This window comes from [Scytonema hofmanni] UTEX 2349, from assembly GCF_000582685.1.
Classification (GTDB): Bacteria; Cyanobacteriota; Cyanobacteriia; order Cyanobacteriales; family Nostocaceae; genus Hassallia; species Hassallia hofmanni.
Genome location: NZ_KK073769.1, coordinates 745,956 through 764,072 on the forward strand (window position 1 = coordinate 745,956; position 18,117 = coordinate 764,072).

The 18,117-nt window shown below is 39.1% G+C and carries 17 protein-coding genes; 6 read left to right on the forward strand and 11 right to left on the reverse strand.

What is annotated here, in order from left to right; genetic code table 11:
• Positions 1-226: 226 nt before the first annotated feature.
• Positions 227-1,204 carry a coiled-coil domain-containing protein gene (locus TOL9009_RS0133505; protein WP_029637722.1) on the forward strand — a complete coding sequence of 326 codons (978 nt, stop codon included), beginning with the start codon at positions 227-229 and terminating at the stop codon, positions 1,202-1,204.
• 168 nt (positions 1,205-1,372) lie between these two features.
• Entirely contained in the window at positions 1,373-2,452 is a 1,080-nt protein-coding gene (locus tag TOL9009_RS0133510) for a coiled-coil domain-containing protein (RefSeq protein WP_029637723.1), read from the forward strand.
• A gap of 355 nt (positions 2,453-2,807) precedes the next feature.
• On the opposite strand, the gene hisA is transcribed toward TOL9009_RS0133510, so the two are convergent.
• The 3 genes from hisA to TOL9009_RS0133525 form a co-directional block, all read right to left on the reverse strand.
• A complete protein-coding gene (gene hisA / locus TOL9009_RS0133515) occupies positions 2,808-3,581 on the reverse strand; it encodes a 1-(5-phosphoribosyl)-5-[(5-phosphoribosylamino)methylideneamino]imidazole-4-carboxamide isomerase (protein ID WP_029637724.1) in 774 nt (257 codons plus the stop codon).
• 121 nt (positions 3,582-3,702) lie between these two features.
• Positions 3,703-4,011 carry a DUF3593 domain-containing protein gene (locus TOL9009_RS0133520; protein WP_029637725.1) on the reverse strand — a complete coding sequence of 103 codons (309 nt, stop codon included), beginning with the start codon at positions 4,009-4,011 and terminating at the stop codon, positions 3,703-3,705.
• Between the two features lie 112 nt (positions 4,012-4,123).
• A complete protein-coding gene (locus TOL9009_RS0133525; protein ID WP_029637726.1) occupies positions 4,124-4,468 on the reverse strand; it encodes a DUF2499 domain-containing protein in 345 nt (114 codons plus the stop codon).
• Between the two features lie 36 nt (positions 4,469-4,504).
• On the opposite strand from TOL9009_RS0133525, the gene csaB reads away from it, so the two are divergent.
• Entirely contained in the window at positions 4,505-5,542 is a 1,038-nt protein-coding gene (gene csaB, locus TOL9009_RS0133530; protein WP_029637727.1) for a polysaccharide pyruvyl transferase CsaB, read from the forward strand.
• A 109-nt stretch (positions 5,543-5,651) separates the two neighbouring features.
• Here the strand turns inward: csaB and TOL9009_RS0133535 are convergent, their stop codons facing one another.
• Positions 5,652-6,212 carry a Uma2 family endonuclease gene (locus tag TOL9009_RS0133535; protein WP_029637728.1) on the reverse strand — a complete coding sequence of 187 codons (561 nt, stop codon included), beginning with the start codon at positions 6,210-6,212 and terminating at the stop codon, positions 5,652-5,654.
• 95 nt (positions 6,213-6,307) lie between these two features.
• Between TOL9009_RS0133535 and TOL9009_RS0133540 the strand changes: the two genes are divergently transcribed.
• Together TOL9009_RS0133540 and pcrA are read left to right on the forward strand one after the other, a co-directional pair.
• Positions 6,308-7,102: an AAA family ATPase gene (locus TOL9009_RS0133540; RefSeq protein ID WP_038298221.1), complete on the forward strand. Its 795-nt coding sequence runs from the start codon at positions 6,308-6,310 to the stop codon at positions 7,100-7,102.
• Positions 7,103-7,289: 187 nt separating this feature from the next.
• Positions 7,290-9,605: a DNA helicase PcrA gene (gene pcrA / locus TOL9009_RS0133545; protein WP_029637730.1), complete on the forward strand. Its 2,316-nt coding sequence runs from the start codon at positions 7,290-7,292 to the stop codon at positions 9,603-9,605.
• Positions 9,606-10,185: 580 nt separating this feature from the next.
• Here the strand turns inward: pcrA and TOL9009_RS0133550 are convergent.
• The 4 genes from TOL9009_RS0133550 to TOL9009_RS0133565 form a co-directional block, all read right to left on the reverse strand.
• A complete protein-coding gene (locus tag TOL9009_RS0133550; RefSeq protein WP_029637731.1) occupies positions 10,186-10,587 on the reverse strand; it encodes a helix-turn-helix domain-containing protein in 402 nt (133 codons plus the stop codon).
• 123 nt (positions 10,588-10,710) lie between these two features.
• The gene (locus TOL9009_RS0133555; RefSeq protein WP_242055436.1) at positions 10,711-11,001 is read right to left on the reverse strand and encodes a type II toxin-antitoxin system HigB family toxin; all 291 of its coding nucleotides are present in this window, start codon (positions 10,999-11,001) and stop codon (positions 10,711-10,713) included.
• Between the two features lie 237 nt (positions 11,002-11,238).
• Positions 11,239-11,745: a hypothetical protein gene (locus TOL9009_RS0133560; RefSeq protein ID WP_029637733.1), complete on the reverse strand. Its 507-nt coding sequence runs from the start codon at positions 11,743-11,745 to the stop codon at positions 11,239-11,241.
• Positions 11,746-12,249: 504 nt separating this feature from the next.
• Entirely contained in the window at positions 12,250-13,131 is an 882-nt protein-coding gene (locus tag TOL9009_RS0133565; protein WP_029637734.1) for a metallophosphoesterase, read from the reverse strand.
• Positions 13,132-13,231: 100 nt separating this feature from the next.
• Between TOL9009_RS0133565 and TOL9009_RS0133570 the strand changes: the two genes are divergently transcribed.
• The gene (locus TOL9009_RS0133570; RefSeq protein WP_029637735.1) at positions 13,232-14,086 is read left to right on the forward strand and encodes a hypothetical protein; all 855 of its coding nucleotides are present in this window, start codon (positions 13,232-13,234) and stop codon (positions 14,084-14,086) included.
• 121 nt (positions 14,087-14,207) lie between these two features.
• Here TOL9009_RS0133570 and TOL9009_RS0133575 read toward each other — a convergent pair whose 3' ends face one another.
• The 3 genes from TOL9009_RS0133575 to TOL9009_RS0133590 form a co-directional block, all read right to left on the reverse strand.
• Complete coding sequence (locus tag TOL9009_RS0133575; protein ID WP_029637736.1) at positions 14,208-14,777, reverse strand: Uma2 family endonuclease; 570 nt, start codon at positions 14,775-14,777, stop codon at positions 14,208-14,210.
• 171 nt (positions 14,778-14,948) lie between these two features.
• Entirely contained in the window at positions 14,949-15,617 is a 669-nt protein-coding gene (locus TOL9009_RS0133580) for an N-acetylmannosamine-6-phosphate 2-epimerase (protein WP_029637737.1), read from the reverse strand.
• 436 nt (positions 15,618-16,053) lie between these two features.
• Positions 16,054-18,057 carry a GAF domain-containing sensor histidine kinase gene (locus tag TOL9009_RS0133590; RefSeq protein WP_029637739.1) on the reverse strand — a complete coding sequence of 668 codons (2,004 nt, stop codon included), beginning with the start codon at positions 18,055-18,057 and terminating at the stop codon, positions 16,054-16,056.
• Positions 18,058-18,117: the final 60 nt, after the last annotated feature.

Sequence of the window (18,117 nt, forward strand, 5' to 3'; positions counted from 1 at the left end):
CAGAAACATCTAAAAAAGCAAGCATGTCAGTTTTTCAAACCAAAGTCATCACGTATTAACCTGTTTGCAAACATAGCTTTAAATTTATTTTCTCATCAAAAATACTGGAATTAAACTTTCAGTAATTTCACGGAGTTAAAAACGCTGATTTAAAGGCTAACGTGATGTCTGCGTAGAGAAAGTATGCCTTGCAAAAAGAGTAAACCATTGCATATAGGAGTCAAGTATGAGCATAGCAGTCAAAGACAGCAAACAACAACTAATGCAAGCCTTTCAGCAAATTATTGCTGATAGGAAAAAACTAGAAAATAAAATAGCAACCAAACAAGAAGAAGCAGAAAAAGCGAAAAATAAAGAAACACTTGAAGCAGCTTCTACCTACACAGTTGATAGTATTGTGAAAGGTTTAGCTGATTTGCAATTAGAGTTTGGCAGCATTGTCAATCAACTATCTGAAAAGTTAGCTACACAGAATTCTAAGTTAGATGAACTGAATCGAGCTAGAGAAATTGCCACCCAAAATTTGCAAGAACTTCAGCAAATTAGAATTGTTGCAGATACCTTAGATGTCTTAACTCAAGAACACCGAGAAAAGTTAAAAACCCTTGAAGAAGATATCAGAAGCAAGCGAGAAACACTAGAGAAAGAAATTACCCAAAAGCGTAAAGAATGGCAAAAAGAGCAAGCAGAGTATGAAGAAGCGCTACAAGCATACAACGAATCATTAGCCAAACAACGCTCTTTAGAAACAGACGAATATCAATATAAATTAGAAACTACTCGCAAACTTAATACAGATGCTTACGAAGCGATAAAGCGCGATTCCGAAAGAGAAATACAAGAAAACACCCAACATAAAGAAAAAGATTGGGCAGAACGAGAAAAAATCCTCAAAGAACGTCAACCTTTATTTACAGAATATCAACAGAAAATTACAACCTTTCCTAACGAAATGGAAGAAGCAATTAAGAAAGCTAGAGAAGAAGCAATTAAAGAAACAAGTCAAAAGGCTAAAGTGGAGGCTGATTTGTTTGAAAAAGATTGGGAGTCTACCAAACAAAATTATGAAGCTAAAGTTCAATCTTTGGAACAAACAATTCAGAAGCAAGTTGAACAGATAGAGGGTATTTCTGCTCAACTACAAACTGCATTGAAACAAGCACAAGATTTGGCAATGAGAGCTTTTGACGGTTCGACAAAATAGTTTCGTTTCCAGGCTCTACGGACGAGAGGATACCCACCAATACGGTTAGTAGAGACGCGATATATCGCGTCTCTACATGCCCTAAATCACCACGATAAATCCTTAAAACAACCGTATTGGGATGCCCACTAAAGATGATTTTTAGTTTTCAACTAATGGAGGTTTGTTATGGTAGCTAGAAAACCAAATGAGAAAAATACCAAAGTCGAAATTCTTCAAGCATATGAAGAATTAACAAAAGAGAAAGCAGCACTACAATCGCAAATTGACCAAGTACAGAGAGGCAGTCAATCTGCCACACTAGAAAAACCTAAATTGGAAGCAAAAACAGCTATGAACCAGTCATCTAACGTTCAGCAAAAGATGAACTCTACTATTGAAAGCTTGACAAAAATTCAGTTAGGTTTTGGTAGTGCTGCAAGTGAATTATCTGAACAACTGACCAACCAAGCTTTTAAATTAGCAGAAGTTAGGGAAGCCATAGATAAGGAAGTTGAAGGATTAAAACAGCTACATAATTTAGAAGTTTCCGAAGATATATTAGATACGCTTGTCAAATCTTATGAAGATAATGCTAAGGCTTATCAAGAGGAGTTTAGCCAGCGTTCTGAAGAGTTATTTCAAGAACTATTAGAGGAAAGAAATACTTGGACTAAAGAACAAGAAGAATACAAAGCAACGACAAAAGAACGAAATGAAAACATTCATAAAACTCGTCAAAGAGAAGCGGCAGAATATAAGTATGATTTAGAACTGCAACGCAAATTACAGACAGATGAACATGAACAACGGCAAAAAGGTTTATATAAAGAGTTGGAAGAGGTACAACAAGAAATAAATAAACAGTGGAGTGAAAAGGAGAAAGAAATTTCTGAGCGAGAAAAGCAATTTGAAGAAACCAAAGCTAAGGTAGAAGCATTTCCTAAAGAAAAAGAAGCGGCAATTAAGAAAGCGGCAGAAGAAGGCAAAGGTATTGCTTACTACCAAGCTAAGATAAAATCAGATTTATACGCTAAAGATGTAGAAGGACAAAAACGTTTTTACGAACAAAGACTGCAATCTTTAGAACAGACAATATCTAATCAAGATTCTCGAATTCAAAATCTAGCAAAACAACTTGACTCTGCTCTCAAACAAGTTCAAGATTTGGCAGTTAAAGCTATTGAAGGTTCGGCAAATGTCAATTCATATCAAGCGATAAAAGAAATTGCTCTGGAACAAGCAAAAACTCAAGCGAAAAATAAGTAATTTTATAAACTAGTAAAAATCAATTACTAGTTTATAACTTTAATAATCTCCTAGTGAGGACTTCAGTACTCAAATGAAAGGACTGAAGTCCTTACTACCTGTTTAAAAAAGAAAATAGAGACGCAATTATTTTTACGTCTCTACCCAGAGGAAACCCATTATATTTAAAATTTAAAAAATAAAAGATTACAACATAGGCACTTTTAGATGAGTCATAACCAGATATCTGATTGTTAACTCTCTACAACTTGAGATACAAGTCCGTAAGTTACTGTTCCGGAAAATATAGAAAAAAAAATCGGCTTGGAGCCGATAAAAAAATTAAATTGTCTATATTGCTTGCAAACAGCGGATTTCACGCAAAGGCAGAAAAATCGAGATTGGGGGGAATATCTTGAATACGTCCAGGTCCGATCGCTTGTAATGCTTCTTTTAAAGAAATATCACCAGTATACAACGCCTTGCCGACAATCACACCAGTTACACCTTGAGGTTCCAACGCAAGCAAACTTAACAAATCTGTGACAGAACTAACGCCACCAGAAGCGATAATCGGTAGAGAAATAGCCGCAGCAAGTTCTCGCAAAGCGTCTAAATTGGGTCCCGACAATGTACCGTCACGGTGGATATCTGTGTAGATAATCGCTCCTGCTCCTAATTTTTGCATTTGTACGGCTAGTTGGGTAGCTAAAACTTCTGAGGTTTCTAACCAACCACGAGTTGCGACTAGTCCGTTACGTGCATCAATACCGATAATAATTTGTTCGGGAAATTCTTGGCAGAGTTGTTGGACTAACTCAGGTTGTTCTACAGCGATGGTTCCCAAAATTGCCCGGTGTACACCTATATTGAATAATTGTTGCACACTTTGGCGATCGCGCAAACCTCCACCAACTTGAATTGGTACTGATACTCTGGAAGCGATCGCTTCAATTGCCTCTAAATTAACTATTTTACCTGCTTTTGCGCCATCCAAATCAACAACGTGCAGTCTGGTTGCACCCTCATCTACCCACTGTTTGGCAACATCAGCCGGATTTTCATTAAAAATTTGCGACTGCGAATAGTCTCCTTGATAAAGTCGCACACAATGACCTTCTAGTAAATCAATCGCGGGAATTACATCCATAATTGTTGGTTGTTGGTTGTTGGTTGATAGTTGTTGGTTGTTGGTTGATGGTTGATAGTTGATGGTTGTTGGGGAAGAAATTCCTCCTTGTCCCCCTTGTCTCCCTTGTCCCCTTTCCCCTTTAACCTTTTCCCCTCTTCAAATCCCTATTCCCTTTCATGACAGCTTGCCGAAAACCTAACACAATTAATATATTAGAAAGTGTTAAAAAAGCTTCTGCACTTCCGTGTAGCCAATCAACATTTGCTAAAGATTTACCATAATGCACTTGGGCATAAATCGCTACCGGAATGGTGACTCCAACAAAGACCAAAGTGCCGTAAAATCCATAAAGTGCCAAACGTGGCATTTGCTCAGAACGTCTAATAAACCACAAAAATCCCAAGTAGGGAAACAGTGATAGCGCAAATAAAGTTTCTTTTGAAATCATCGGTTTTGAGGGGTAGAGACGTTCCGGTGGAACGTCTTTTGGATGGAACGTCTAGATTTAGGTAGAGACGTTCCGGTGGAACGTCTTTACGGAAGTTCGCAATGTTAATAAATCATAATTTTGATGTCATAGTTTCTTGAGAATCTGTTTTTACAAGCTTTTCCGATTTAGTGGAACGCCAAATTAATACAGCAGCTGCCCAAAGTGTAAAATTACCAATTAAGGTCATGGCAGCTTGCAGCGTTACCAACCATTCTAAAGATTCGGCATTATCAAAATAATGCCAGGTGCAAGCGCACATCGCGCTAATCAAAGCTGGTAACATGGCAAAAGACAATGTTCCCCAAGTACGGTTGCCAGTAACTTCACCGTAAGTCCAGATTAACCAAATGGCGGCAATCCACTCAATAACGCTAGAAACATGAATAATCCAGGTGGGAATCGAAAGGACGTGCATAATTAATTCAAAATTAAAAAATCCAAAATGTCTAAGATGCGGGTGTTGTTATCTGGGTATTACGGTAAGGGAAACGGTGGTGATGAAGCTTTGTTAGCGACGCTTCTACAAATGCTACCAGAACATGTCACGCCTGTGGTTCTCTCTGGGAATCCACAAGAGACACGCGATCGCTATTTGGTTGAGTCAAGCGATCGCATGTCACCGTTATCTCTAATTGAAGCTTTGCGCTCCAGCGATGCTTTTATCTGGGGTGGTGGTAGTTTAATTCAAGATGTCACCAGTAGTATTAGCCCATTTTACTACGGCACTTTGATGGCATTGGCACAGAAAATGAAGTTGAAAACTGTTGCTTGGGCACAAGGAATTGGTCCGTTAAACCGTTCTTTGACTCGTTCTTTGGCGCGGAAAACCTATTCTAATTGTACCAAAGTTAGTGTACGCGATCGCGCTTCTGCTGCTTTATTATCTGATTGGCAAATACCTTTTATTCTCGCTCCCGATCCGGTTTGGGCTTTGGAAAGTAAGCCTGTACCTGGACTGTGGGATTTACCTGCGCCAAGAGTTGCTGTAACATTGCGATCGCATCCCCAACTCACACAAACGCGCCTTGCTAATTTAACTCGCGCTTTGGTTGATTTCCAAAAAGCTACGCAAACGTTTATTTTACTGCTGCCTTTTCAAAAAAGTGAAGATTTAAGCATTGCCGAAGCTATCCAACCACATTTAGCAGATGTCAGCAAGATTATGTGTTTGGAAGATCCGCAACTTTTAAAAGGTGTGTATCGTGGTGTAGAAATGGTAATTGGGATGCGTTTGCACAGTTTGATTATGGCAGCTAGTGAAGGTTGTCGCTGTTTTGCTCTCTCGTACGATCCCAAAGTTAATCGTTTGATGGAAGATTTAGATATGCCTGGATGGGATTTATCTAGTTTACCAGATGACGCCAACTTGATTGGCACAACTTGGATCGAACATTACGCCAATGGAGATCCGTTGTCACCAGATAAAATTCAGTTTTTAGTAAATAGAGCGCTTATACATCGTGAAGTGTTGAGTCAAGCACTTGCTTAAGCGACAATCAAGTATTATCAAAAATTAAGTTTTATGAGCTTGAATTTCAACGCAAAGGAACGCTGAGGTAAGCGCAAAGTAACGCAGAGTCTTTATTCAAAATCATGTACTAAGTAAATAAACTCGCAACAGGGCAATTGAATCCAGGTAGAAGCGGTGAACTTACATTGTCACTGCTAAACAGGGTTGCGACTAACACTAATGTTGCTTGCTCTCGTCGATAAATCTGGATTTGCTGTAACAAGCGATCGACTATCCAATATTCTCGCACACCTTGGCTAGCGTAGAGCTTTAATTTAACTTGGCGATCGCGTCGTTCATTTTCCTCACCAGGAGAAAGCACTTCAACTACCAATTCTGGTGCAGCAGTTAAATGTCCTGCATCATCTAACACAGATGCTAACCGTTCTTTACTGATCCAAACTACATCAGGGATGACATTATCAGTATCGGTAAAAATAATTCCAGCGCTTGTTACAGCTTCTCCCAAGTTAGTTTGACGTGACCAAAGATTCAACTCCATACAAACACGATCAGCAACCTGTTGATGATCCCAGTGTCGTAATGGTGTCACAAATAGTTCTCCGTCTACAATCTCGTAGCGATCGCCGTTATCTGGCAAAAACTCTAAATCAGCAGTTGTCCAACGTACTTGGTTAGTTTGGCTCATACAAGCATTCTTTGAATCATATCTTTTAATGTACCAGTCTCAATCAAGGTACGGCAAAATAAATAGGTAAGCTGCGAAGAGGGAAGTATCACAGCATGATTCATTTACGAGCGATTGCCAAAAAAACAAACGTTAAAAAACCTGATTCTTTTCCCTTCAATCTCCCTTTAGTCAAAGCTTTTGAAGAAATTAACTTTCAAAAGCCTGTCACTTTTTTCGTTGGGGAAAATGGTTCGGGGAAATCAACAATGTTAGAAGCGATCGCTACAGGAATTAATTCAATTAGTGTCGGGGGAGAAGATATTCAGCGAGACACAACATTAGATCCTGCTCGACGATTATCTACACAATTTAGGTTTATCTGGCAAAAAAAGACAGCGCGAGGCTTTTTCTTGAGAGCAGAAGATTTCTTCAACTTTGCCAAGAGAATTAAAACGATGAGTCAAGAACTCGAAGAAGAAGCATTAGAATATGAGCAAAAGTTTACTGGATATGGTCTTCAAATAGCCAAAGCTTCTACGCTAGGTCAGAAAGCTGGTTTAACTCAAAAATATGGTGACAACCTTGATGCTAACTCTCACGGGGAAAGCTTTCTTAAACTTTTTCAAGCACGCTTCGTTCCAGGTGGATTATATCTACTTGATGAGCCAGAAGCACCACTTTCTCCACTACGACAATTAGCATTTTTGTCTTTACTAAAAGAAATGGTAAATCAGGATAGTCAATTTATAATTGTGACACATTCTCCGATTCTTATGGCTTTTCCGGAAGCATCAATTCTCAGTTTTGATTCTTCCCCACCAAAAGAAGTTGCTTATGATGAATTAGAACACGTTTCTTTAACGAAAGCTTTTTTAAATAATCCGCAATCTTACCTTAGGCATTTGTAGTAAGCGCAAAGAGCGCTTCTCGTTTGAATCAAGTACAGATTTATCTGCGTTCATCTGCGTTCATCTGCGGTTCCTTAATTCTTTGATGTATTGCACCCAACTAATAACCGCTATAATTATTTACCAGCGAAACTCAAGTAGGAGATGAGAAAAGCTTGTATCCTAGTCATACGCACTCCTCACAATCATGACAACAACAATTGATTTCCTCAGCCACCTTAACCCATCTCAACGTCAAGCCGTAGAACACTTTTGCGGTCCGCTACTAGTTGTTGCTGGCGCCGGTTCGGGTAAAACACGAGCGCTAACTTATCGCATTGCGAACCTGATTCTCAAACACCGTGTCGATCCAGGGAATATCTTAGCAGTTACTTTTACTAATAAAGCTGCACGGGAAATGAAAGACCGGATTCAGAAGCTTTTTGCTGAACAATTAGCGATGTCAGAACACGGTGAACGTTTTGATTTGTTAACAGAATATCAACAAAGTCAACTTAAGTCAAAAGTTTATCGCATTTATATCAAAGATTTGTGGTGTGGAACTTTCCACAGTTTATTGTCTCGCATTCTCCGCTTTGATATTGAGAAATATCAAGATGATAAAGGACGACGTTGGAATCGCAATTTTTCCATTTTCGATGACTCTGATTCTCAAAGCATTGTCAAAGAAATCGTCACCAAGCAGTTAAATTTAGATGATAAGAAATTTGAACCGCGTTCGGTACGTTACGCAATTAGTAACGCGAAAAATCAAGGTTTCTCACCCCAAGAATTTGAACGAGAGAACCCTAAATATTGGGGTAGAGTAATAACTGAAGTTTATAGTTGCTATCAAGATAAATTAGCCCAAAACAACGCCCTTGATTTTGATGATTTGATTTTAATCCCTGTCAAACTGTTTCAACAAAACGAACAAGTCTTAAATTATTGGCATCGTAAATTCTGCCATATTCTTGTAGACGAATATCAAGATACGAACCGCACTCAATACGATTTAATCCGCTTGTTGGTAACGAACGGGGAAAGTAGTAAAAATAACTGGAATTGGAGCGATCGCTCTGTTTTGGTAGTTGGTGATGCAGATCAATCAATCTATTCATTTAGAATGGCTGACTTCACCATCTTATTAGAGTTTCAAGAAGACTTTGGTGATGGTTTGCCAGATGAAGATACCCGCACAATGGTAAAATTAGAAGAGAATTATCGTTCGTGCGAAAATATTCTGGAAGCTGCGAACCAATTAATAGAAAATAACACCGAACGAATTGATAAAATTCTTAAACCGACACGGGGAGCCGGTGAACAAATTTATTGTCACAAAGCAGATGATGAAATTGCTGAAGCTGAATTTGTAATTAATCAAATTCGCACTTTAGAAAGGCAAAATCCCGAAGTTAATTGGGGTAACTTTGCCATACTTTATCGCACAAACGCTCAATCTCGTCCTTTTGAAGAATCTTTAGTGAGAGCAGGAATACCTTATATAATTGTCGGAGGATTGAAATTTTACGATCGCAAAGAAATTAAAGATGTATTAAGTTATTTAAAGGCGATCGCTAATCCGGCTGATAATCTGAGTTTGTTACGAGTTATTAACACTCCTAGACGCGGTATTGGTAAAGCCACCATAGATGCTTTGACTAACGCTGCTCAACAATTAGGCACAACTTTATGGGAAATACTCATCGATGAGACATCAGTTAATACATTAGCTGGACGTTCTGCGAAAGCTGTAAATAACTTTGCTCAAATGATTCGGAAATCCCAAGAACAAATAAGTACAGTTCCCGTGTCCGAGGTTTTAGAACAATTGCTAGAAGCTTCAGGTTACGTCCAAGATTTGCAAAATCAAGGTACAGAAGAAGCTGACAACCGAATTCAAAACGTCAAAGAACTTTATAACGCGGTACTGCAATTTGAAGAAGAAAACGAAGATGTTTCATTAGGTGCTTTTTTGGAAAGTACCGCTCTCAGTTCCGATTTGGATAACTTAAAGGAAGGACAATCAGCGGTTTCTTTAATGACTTTACACTCTTCTAAAGGATTAGAGTTTCCTGTTGTGTTTTTGGTAGGATTAGAACAAGGATTATTCCCTAACTATCGTTCTTTAGATAATCCCACAGCTTTAGAAGAAGAACGTCGCTTATGTTATGTGGGTATTACTCGCGCACAAGAGCGGTTATATTTATCACATGCTCGCGAACGTCGTTTATATGGAAGTAGAGAACCAGCATTGCGATCGCAGTTTCTCGACGAGTTACCAGAAGAATTACTCACTAGCGATCGTCAGATGAAGCAAGCTTTCACCAAAAGTCCTTCTGGAAAGCAACAAAATATACAAAATTGGCAAGTAGGCGATCGCGTCTTGCATAAAAGTTTTGGTATTGGTGAAATCACTCATGTTTTTGGTTCAGGGAATAAAGTCTCTGTAGCAATTAAATTCACCACTCTCGGACAAAAAATAATTGACCCCAGAGTAGCGCAATTACAACGAGTCGAATAGACATAGAAGTAGAAATTACAGCAGATTCCGCTTTCATTGAATACAAGAGACGTAGCAATGCTACGTCTCTACAAGGAGAGGGGTTTTATATATGTACTTCATTTACCTCAAATCTGCTGTAATTAGGGCTTGCTGAATATAGCTATAACCCCTTCCAAATAAGAGTTTCAATCCTTTTTATTCCAAGCAGGTGCAAACCTATGGCATTATCCGTCTCAAAATCCCTGCATTTTGGTGGAAAATTGTAGGGTGAATTTGAAAACCAACCTCCGAAACTACCATTTTGTATACTGTGTGGCATCTAGGTTCGCTTTTTAGAGTTTTTCAGCAAACCCTAATTATACGTTGCCCAAAACCCTTGTAGAGACGCGAAATTTCGCGTCTCTACGTCTTTTCTGGAGATGTCGAATAGAAAACTTTGATTTGTCGGGGCAAATTTATGAAAAAGTTGCCCCTATTTTTTAACTCAATACGGTTGGTGTTAAGCCTAAAATCCGAGTGTAGAGACTTCGTATTTCGCGTCTCTACAGGTCAAAAATTAGTACCAAAAATCCTTAACTGAACTGTATTGTTTTTTAACTTACAAAAATAGCGCAGGTGATACATGAAAGAAGGTTCCTAGTGCTTTAGCTTGACTCTTGCTAATACCTCTTTTTCCATTTATCACTTCTGAGGTGATACCCTTAGAACCAAAAATGTCTACTAAGTCTTTCTGTTTTAAATCTCGTGCCAGTATCAATTCATGCAATACATCATGAGGAGTTGCAGCTTTCAATTGATAATGTTTCTTTTCATACTGTTCAATTACTGTTACTAACAACTGTAACACTTCAACTTGTTCTGCTGTTAAGTTTTCGCCCAAATCCATGAGTTTTTCTACCTCATTTAATAAACGTTTGTACTCTTGGGCACCATCAATGACTCGTGGCAAAGTTTCGGCAAGCAGCTTAACGTATTCTTCTCTATTCAATGTGCTAGTCATATCAACCCCCTTGGGGTGGAATATCTTAATTTATCTAAAGATACGGTAATCCCGTATCTTTAGATTAGATGAATCAAGCTAATCTTGCTAGACTAGCAAAGCACCAAACTCACAAAATGTACATCATTTTTTCCATTTTCCTTCGTCATATTCACTGTGCTTTAATACATATTTAATATCAATAATTTTGACTATATAGGTAATCTTAGTAATTAGTCTATATTTATTTCCTCCTACATTAAAGACCGTATAGCCATCTACAAAATCTGCATGAGGATAGACTTGCCTTACATCCATAATATGTTTCCACTCTGCTTGTTCAACAATCTGACTCCATGCATCAAGAGGAACTTCAGCATCGGAATAAATTGTACTGAATTCAACGAGTTTTTCGATGCCAATGACACGCATCATTCAAATCCTCCTTGTGTTGGGATAAGTATGCTATGCCACTAACCTTTAGTACTGTAGCTCAAACATACACTAGCCTCCGCTTAACAACTTCATTTATGTTCTCATTTTGAGAACTCATTGTCAAGCCCCTGTGCAACTGTTTTTTATGATGCATTCCAGTTAGCAAATAAAGTGCGTTAGTGTCATCTAACACACTTTACATATTTTGTTGCGAAGCAGTTCTAGGTTAGTGTTGCATTATTCCCAGCTATAGTTAGCAAGTTTGCCCAAAAATAAAGCTGTACCTACTGCGTTAACGGCTAAAGTTAAACCATCATTTAACGAGTCGATAAAGCGTCTCTTTTGTCTTTCTGGTGTTTGCTTAACTTCTTTAATAGCTGCATTATCTTCTTCTAAAGACAAGATATCTTCACCGGAAGAATCTGATATAGTTGTACTTTCTTGATTTCCTAAATTATCTTGAGTTTCTTCAAACGTAGATAATACTTCGCCTTTTTGAAAAAGTTGAGCGACTATTTGATTAGATAAAATCCGAATTTGTTCTTCAAACTCAACTTGATTCACCTCACTCATTACCACCGCAGAGTTAATAATTTCTGTTTGACTAACTAAGTCTTGCTCTTTTTCGTTACTTGTGGGTGACATTCCTAATTTTGCTTCAATGTCAATAGGCACTTTTAACATTAAAGAGACATTGAGTTCAGTACCTTCTAAACGGCAGTTAGGTTCGGGTAAAGTAGGCATAAGTTTTAACAAATTCTAGAGTTTTTATATTTCAATTTGTACAATCAACAAAAAAGTTATCAAAAACGAGGGACACCACTCGGAAAAAAGGGTGGTGATCGTGTTTCCCATAACAAATAACTAGCAATCAAACAATTAACTCATCTCTGCTGATTGTAATACATCTTGTGCAGCTAAGTGTTTTGGTTCACATTCATTTTGTTAATATGTGTCGCAAACTAAATTTATGCGATCGCCAAACATTTATATTTGAAAAATTACTCAAATGCTTATTATTCAAAGCTTTCAGGACTACATATTTGTCACAAAAGCTTAATCGTACTGATTATTAGACATCGACCACTCTTTTATGATGCGTTATCCAAAACCCTTGTAAAGACGTAGCAGTGCTACGTCTCTACATTAATTTTTACACCTATGTAATCATGCAAAAACCGGGTTGATGATTGCAATTCTCAAACAATCCCGGTTACTGTTGCTTTAATTTTTCGTGAGATAAAATAGTTATGTTGATTTGAGAGGAATAATGCCTCGATCAAAAACGCGGTTATCAATGCCGATCGCACTAACTTCTATTTTATCTGCATACACTTCATATGCCGCAAAACTCAAATTGCTGGTAGAATATTGAGTCCATTCGTTTTTGCCTACAGGACGATTACCCGCACCGGCACCACAAATTATATAAGTCGTTCCATTAATGGCACGAGTACGCTCATAATGGTGTTCGTGACCATTGATATAAAGCTGAACACCATATTTTTGGAACAGAGGAGTGAAAGTTTTAATAAAAGTTGGATTACTTCCATAAACACCTGACGCATAAATTGGATGATGACCAAAAACTACTTTCCAAGTTGCTTTAGAGCGACTTAATTCTTGCTCTAACCAAGAAAGTTGATTTTTCCAGTCTGCATTGCCGTTGGTATCTAACGCGAAAAATTGCACAAGTCCACGACTAAAAGTGTAGTAACGTCCTTTCATATTAAAGCCGGGATATTCAAGTTGCTTTTCGCCGTTTGCCGTGCGAATATCATGATTGCCTAAACAAGCTTGAAATTTCACGTTTCGTTTCAGCAAAGCTGCATAGGGACGCTCAAAGACTTCGCCGATTTTTTCGATTTCACCATTGTTATAAATGTTATCTCCAGCCAAAACGATTAAATTGTAAAGTTTTTTGCTGTGATAATTCGTCATCGCTTGAGCGACACTATACTGTCCTTTTGCACCGGTTCCTGTATCTGCTACAGAAACAAAACGCAATAATAAGTCTTTTTTCGCAAACTTGGGGTTAATTTGACGACTGAAGCTTTTGCCAGCATAAATGACTGCTCCCAACGCACTCAAACTAGAGAATAATAAAAATTGTCGGCGTTTTAGGCTCATAGTTAACTCAATTTAAGTGATAGATTAAGGCTGAAGACGCTCTACCTCTAAGAATTTATCCCGTTTAAGTTGCATCGCGCTGTAACGTCAGGAAACTTTCATGTCACAAGACAACCCGAATTCACAACCACCACGCAACAAACCAGAACCTCAACCGAGTCAATCGTCTGCCTCCAGACAGCGACGAACTCAAATACAGCCATTTTGGAAAGCGCAAACTATCAAACTTCTGCGTGGAACAATTGGTGCTTTAGAAGGTGCGGTGGAGAAACTGGAGACACAACCGGCACCCGGTACTAAGCAAACTCCTAGTTTATGGGGTGGGATTGTAGCCAAAATCCGCTCTTTGTTACCAGCAAATTTGTCAGCAAAGCTATCAGATACAGCTTTAACTGGTATCATTGCCGCAATTTCGGTAATTTTGATTTGGACAACTTCAACGGTGCTAACAAATAAACCGACTGAAGTCGCAAATGTTCCTCCGGTGGAAGAAACACCATCCCCAACTATAACTACCCCACCACCAGAAATCATACCAGAACCGCAGCCAACAGCAGAAAATACGCCAGAACCCACACCCGAACCAACACCCGAACCAACACCCGAACCAACACCCGAACCAACACCCGAACCAACACCAATATTAGAATTAACACCAGAAGAACAATTGATTGTAGCAATTCAAAATCAAGTAGGAGAAATTAGCGATCGCTTTGCCGAAGGTCTTATAAAATCTATTCAAGCCAACTTTAGCACCAGCAATCTCACTGTAAAGATTAGTGACAATTGGTATACGCTGAAAGAATCTCAACAAAATAAACTAGCTGCGGATATTCTCCAACGCTCGACAGAACTGGATTTCAGCCATTTAGAAATCACCGATTCTCAAGATAAATTGGTAGCGCGTAGTCCCGTCGTCGGTACGGAAATGGTGATTTTTAAACGGCAAATTTAGGAGCTTATTCTTAATAGACCAATAGAATTATCTCTGCTTATATGGTTTATTTCTTTGTGGTGAGAGATTGCTTTTGTAGTGATAAAACTTGTCAGAGTTCCTCAAACATTTTCATCAGATTTCATCCTTGCAAAACTTCAGCAGCAGTTAACTGAAGATTAGCAAAAATTGAAGAGGCGATCGCACTTTCTCCCTGATAAACTCGCTCATCATAAAATCCCTCTACCCATTCCAAAACCGTCACCTTTTGGGCAATAGGATCAACAATCCAATACTCCGCAATTCCCCGTGCTGCATACTCCGAACGTTTATAACGATAATCCCGACTTTCCTGATTCGGACTCACCACCTCAACCACCAACAACGGTGGTGGCATATCCATTAAAATTAGAGAGCGTGTAGCACCTTGCATTACCGTCGCTAACTCTTCTGAAAACACCACCAAATCAGGCACACGTACCCCCACCATTCGGCTATTCACAGCAATTTCTGTTTTCATTCTTAACCGATTATATGGAATACCTAATTTCAGAAAATAGGCGACTAAAAACATCGCTATCCGACAATTTAGCTCACTTTCAGAAGGCATTTGAATTAATTCTCCATTTTCTAATTCATATAAATAATCCGTCCCATCGTCATAATTAAGGAATTCTTCAAAGGTCATCTTTTTAGCGGCTGCAACTGTCATTGCTTTTTCTCCCAATAGTTAGCTTGTATTGATTATTTTAACAATGCCTCCAATTTCTCTATTCCATAAAGACGTTCCGCTGGAACGTATCCCTAAAGACGTTCCGCTGGAACGTATCCCTAAAGACGTTCCGCTGGAACGTATCCGTAAAGACGTTCCGCCGGAACGTCTCTACATTAGTGCTGATTGATACGCTTTAACTTGCAAATCTATCCCGGTAATTGCGGTACCGACAACAACAGCAAACGCCCCTACTTCTATTGCTTGACGCGCCATTTGAGGTGAGGAAATGCCACCTTCACAAATTGCGGGAATGTCTAATTCTACCATCTGCTTGAGGAGTTCCCAGCCGGGGGGAGCAAGATGCTTAGTTGCAGCAGTGTATCCAAAAAGCGTTGTCCCTACAATGTCAGCACCAGCTTTTGTAGCGAAAATAGCTGCCTCGATTGTATCCACATCTGCCATTACTGGTTTGCCTAATTCTTGATGAATCTGGGCAATAATATCATTGAGAGTTTCACCACCAGGGCGATTTCTTGTAGTTGCATCGATCGCTATAATATCCGCTCCCGCTTTTGCCACCGCAGACGCATGATGAAACTGTGGCGTAATATATACATCACTTCCAGCTATAACTTGCTTCCATAGCCCAATAATTGGCACTTTCACTTGTTCCCGCACGGCGCTGATGTGCGCTGGGGTATCGATTCTTACGCCAACTGCACCGTTATTCACAGATGCTTGGGCGATCGCTGCAATTACTCTTGGTTCATGCAGTGGCGAATTAACAGGCGCCTGACAGGAGACAATTAGTCCGTGGTGTAGGATTTCTATTGACATGGAGGGGGGGGATGGGGGAGACAAGTCTATTCTTTCAGAACACAAGTTGTTTGGTTCAGAACACGAGTTGTTTAGTTCAGAACGCAAGTTGTTTGGTTCAGAACACAAGTTGTTTGGTTCAGAACACAAGTCCGTTATACTGAGATACTGCACTATTCTCATTAGGCATCATAACCCGCCCAGAGTTAAAACTCAGGGCTAATAGCTCAAGTCTACTTAAGTAGACTAAAATTTTTATTTAGTCGTCTTTAGACGAGTTTAGCTATTAGCCTTAGAATTAATTCTAAGGCGGTTGTTGGGCTAATTGAGAATCGTGTAAGATGTATATTATGTCAAGTAGACATCTGTTGGAAAAGATGTAGAGACGTAGCACTGCTAGGTCTAATCAAGGGTTTTAGGCAAAACATAATTAATTTCTGGAGATGTCTAGTGACTCTTAACTCTTGACACTCATCGGTTGTTGTGGTATCCAGACGGTAAAAATTGAGCCAATATTTACGGCAGATTCTACTTCAATTCGACCGCGATGTAGTTCTATAAGTTGTTTAGTTAATGCCAAACCGACGCCGGTACCTTCATAGCGACGCCGTAGTGGTGTATCTAGTTGTTGAAATTTTTCAAATAGTAATGGCAATTGCTCTTCAGGAATGCCAATACCTGTATCTTCTACTTGAAAGATGGCGTTGTCGTCTTCTACCCAAAGACGTAAAGTTACATCACCACCTTCGGGAGTAAATTTGATAGCATTACTTGACAAATTCCAGAGAATTTGTTCTACTCGCGATACATCGGCGGTAAAGCGATCGCGTTGAGTGTCGATTTGTAAATCTAGTTTAAATTGTATCTGCTCGCTTATCGCTTTTTTTTGCAACGATTCCACAGTTCTTTGAGCTATATTCGTTAAAGAAAATTCCGAAACATTTAAAACTGCTTTCCCTGCCTCTATTTGCGATAAATCGAGGATATCATTTATCATTTCTAATAAATGTTCTCCACTGTCGTGGATTGTTTGTAGATAATCTCGTTGACGCTGACTTAATTCTCCTATGGGCCAGCGTAACAGAGTGGAAGACATACCGATTACATAAGTTAAAGGAGTGAGCAATTCATGGCTGATTGTCGCGAGAAATTCACTTTTGAGACGACTAGCAGATTCAGCAGCAACTAAAGCTTCTCGTAGCGCTATTGTCCGTTCAATTACTCGGTGTTCCAGAGTTTGTTTTTCTTCAGTCAGCGATCGCATTAACTCAGATTGATAAATAGCGATCGCTAATTGTTCAGCGATAGAAGTCAGCAAACTTATTTCACTTTCAATCCAATGATGTGAATCATGGCACTGATTAGCAATTAATAATCCCCAAAGTTTTTCCTCATAAATAATCGGTGTCGCTAACTTTGCCCTGACTTTAGTTTTCCTTAAAAACTTTAGTAAACACTCTTCTAAAACATAAGTTTTTTCTACATCATCTACAGCTAAAGTAAAACCTTGACGATACTTTTCCCAACCTGGAAAAGGTGGCACAAAGCAATTTTTTTCCTGATAATTCAACACCGACGGAATAGCATCTGTAGCGCGTGCTTCGTACACAACACAACCTGTATATTGCTGCCAATTATGCAGCGATCGCGATTTTGATGAGGCAAGTCTTGACTCTTGTACAGACGCGATTAATCGCGTCTCTACTTGTGATTCATCAAATTTGTAGATTACCAATCTATCTAATTCCAAAAACTCCCGCACTTGTGCGATCGCTGTTGCCATAATTACCTGTAAATCCTGGCTTTTGCGAATCTGATTTGTCACCTGATTTAACAAACGTTCTTGAGAAATCTGTTTTTTCAGGGCATCTTCTACTGGCTGACAGACAGAAACATGATTAAAATTGTGATCTGAGTCTGTAAAGGATTGATTTTGCAGTGGCAAAATATATTCTAATAACAACAGCGTGAATTTGCCTTGAAGCGTGGCATCATTAAGACTGGGAATTTGCCGATAGTGTTCGAGGTGTTGGTAAGTGTGAGAATCATCAGCAAATAAATCTCTCAGTTGCGAAATAAAGGAGGCGATCGCTTGTGAATTAAACGTCAAACTAGCGTATAATGTTGCATCCTCAGTCCGTGGGATAAATTCTCTCTCGATGCCATTTTCCCCTTCTGGCAATGACACTTTATTTAAATCAGGAAAACTTCGGGCAACGCACATTCCTAAGTTTTCTTCTTGGTTTCCCACCAAGAGAGCGCTAAACTGCTCTGAAACCACCAAAGTAAACTTTTGCTTTTGCCACTCACTCTTGCTCATAATTCGTGCCAGCACAGCCTCTGTCAGAACCAAAGCTGCACTTCCCACTGCTTGAGCCATAGAAAGCAACAATTCCCCAAGCTGATTAAATACGTCTTTTGGCAAAATTCGAGAAAAGCTCAAATCAGGTGAACTAAGCATTTTCAAACATTAGAGTGAGAAGGGATAAGAGAGGGGAAAGGGGAAAGGAGAAAGGGTAAA

Excerpts from the sequence above, each read along its gene's own strand:
- TOL9009_RS0133505 (WP_029637722.1), top strand. The coding sequence starts at position 227 with ATGAGCATAGCAGTCAAAGACAGCAAACAACAACTAATGCAAGCCTTT.
- TOL9009_RS0133510 (WP_029637723.1), top strand. The coding sequence starts at position 1,373 with ATGGTAGCTAGAAAACCAAATGAGAAAAATACCAAAGTCGAAATTCTT.
- hisA (WP_029637724.1), bottom strand. The coding sequence starts at position 3,581 with ATGGATGTAATTCCCGCGATTGATTTACTAGAAGGTCATTGTGTGCGA.
- TOL9009_RS0133520 (WP_029637725.1), bottom strand. The coding sequence starts at position 4,011 with ATGATTTCAAAAGAAACTTTATTTGCGCTATCACTGTTTCCCTACTTG.
- TOL9009_RS0133525 (WP_029637726.1), bottom strand. The coding sequence starts at position 4,468 with ATGCACGTCCTTTCGATTCCCACCTGGATTATTCATGTTTCTAGCGTT.
- csaB (WP_029637727.1), top strand. The coding sequence starts at position 4,505 with ATGCGGGTGTTGTTATCTGGGTATTACGGTAAGGGAAACGGTGGTGAT.
- TOL9009_RS0133535 (WP_029637728.1), bottom strand. The coding sequence starts at position 6,212 with ATGAGCCAAACTAACCAAGTACGTTGGACAACTGCTGATTTAGAGTTT.
- TOL9009_RS0133540 (WP_038298221.1), top strand. The coding sequence starts at position 6,308 with ATGATTCATTTACGAGCGATTGCCAAAAAAACAAACGTTAAAAAACCT.
- pcrA (WP_029637730.1), top strand. The coding sequence starts at position 7,290 with ATGACAACAACAATTGATTTCCTCAGCCACCTTAACCCATCTCAACGT.
- TOL9009_RS0133550 (WP_029637731.1), bottom strand. The coding sequence starts at position 10,587 with ATGACTAGCACATTGAATAGAGAAGAATACGTTAAGCTGCTTGCCGAA.
- TOL9009_RS0133555 (WP_242055436.1), bottom strand. The coding sequence starts at position 11,001 with ATGATGCGTGTCATTGGCATCGAAAAACTCGTTGAATTCAGTACAATT.
- TOL9009_RS0133560 (WP_029637733.1), bottom strand. The coding sequence starts at position 11,745 with ATGCCTACTTTACCCGAACCTAACTGCCGTTTAGAAGGTACTGAACTC.
- TOL9009_RS0133565 (WP_029637734.1), bottom strand. The coding sequence starts at position 13,131 with ATGAGCCTAAAACGCCGACAATTTTTATTATTCTCTAGTTTGAGTGCG.
- TOL9009_RS0133570 (WP_029637735.1), top strand. The coding sequence starts at position 13,232 with ATGTCACAAGACAACCCGAATTCACAACCACCACGCAACAAACCAGAA.
- TOL9009_RS0133575 (WP_029637736.1), bottom strand. The coding sequence starts at position 14,777 with ATGACAGTTGCAGCCGCTAAAAAGATGACCTTTGAAGAATTCCTTAAT.
- TOL9009_RS0133580 (WP_029637737.1), bottom strand. The coding sequence starts at position 15,617 with ATGTCAATAGAAATCCTACACCACGGACTAATTGTCTCCTGTCAGGCG.
- TOL9009_RS0133590 (WP_029637739.1), bottom strand. The coding sequence starts at position 18,057 with ATGCTTAGTTCACCTGATTTGAGCTTTTCTCGAATTTTGCCAAAAGAC.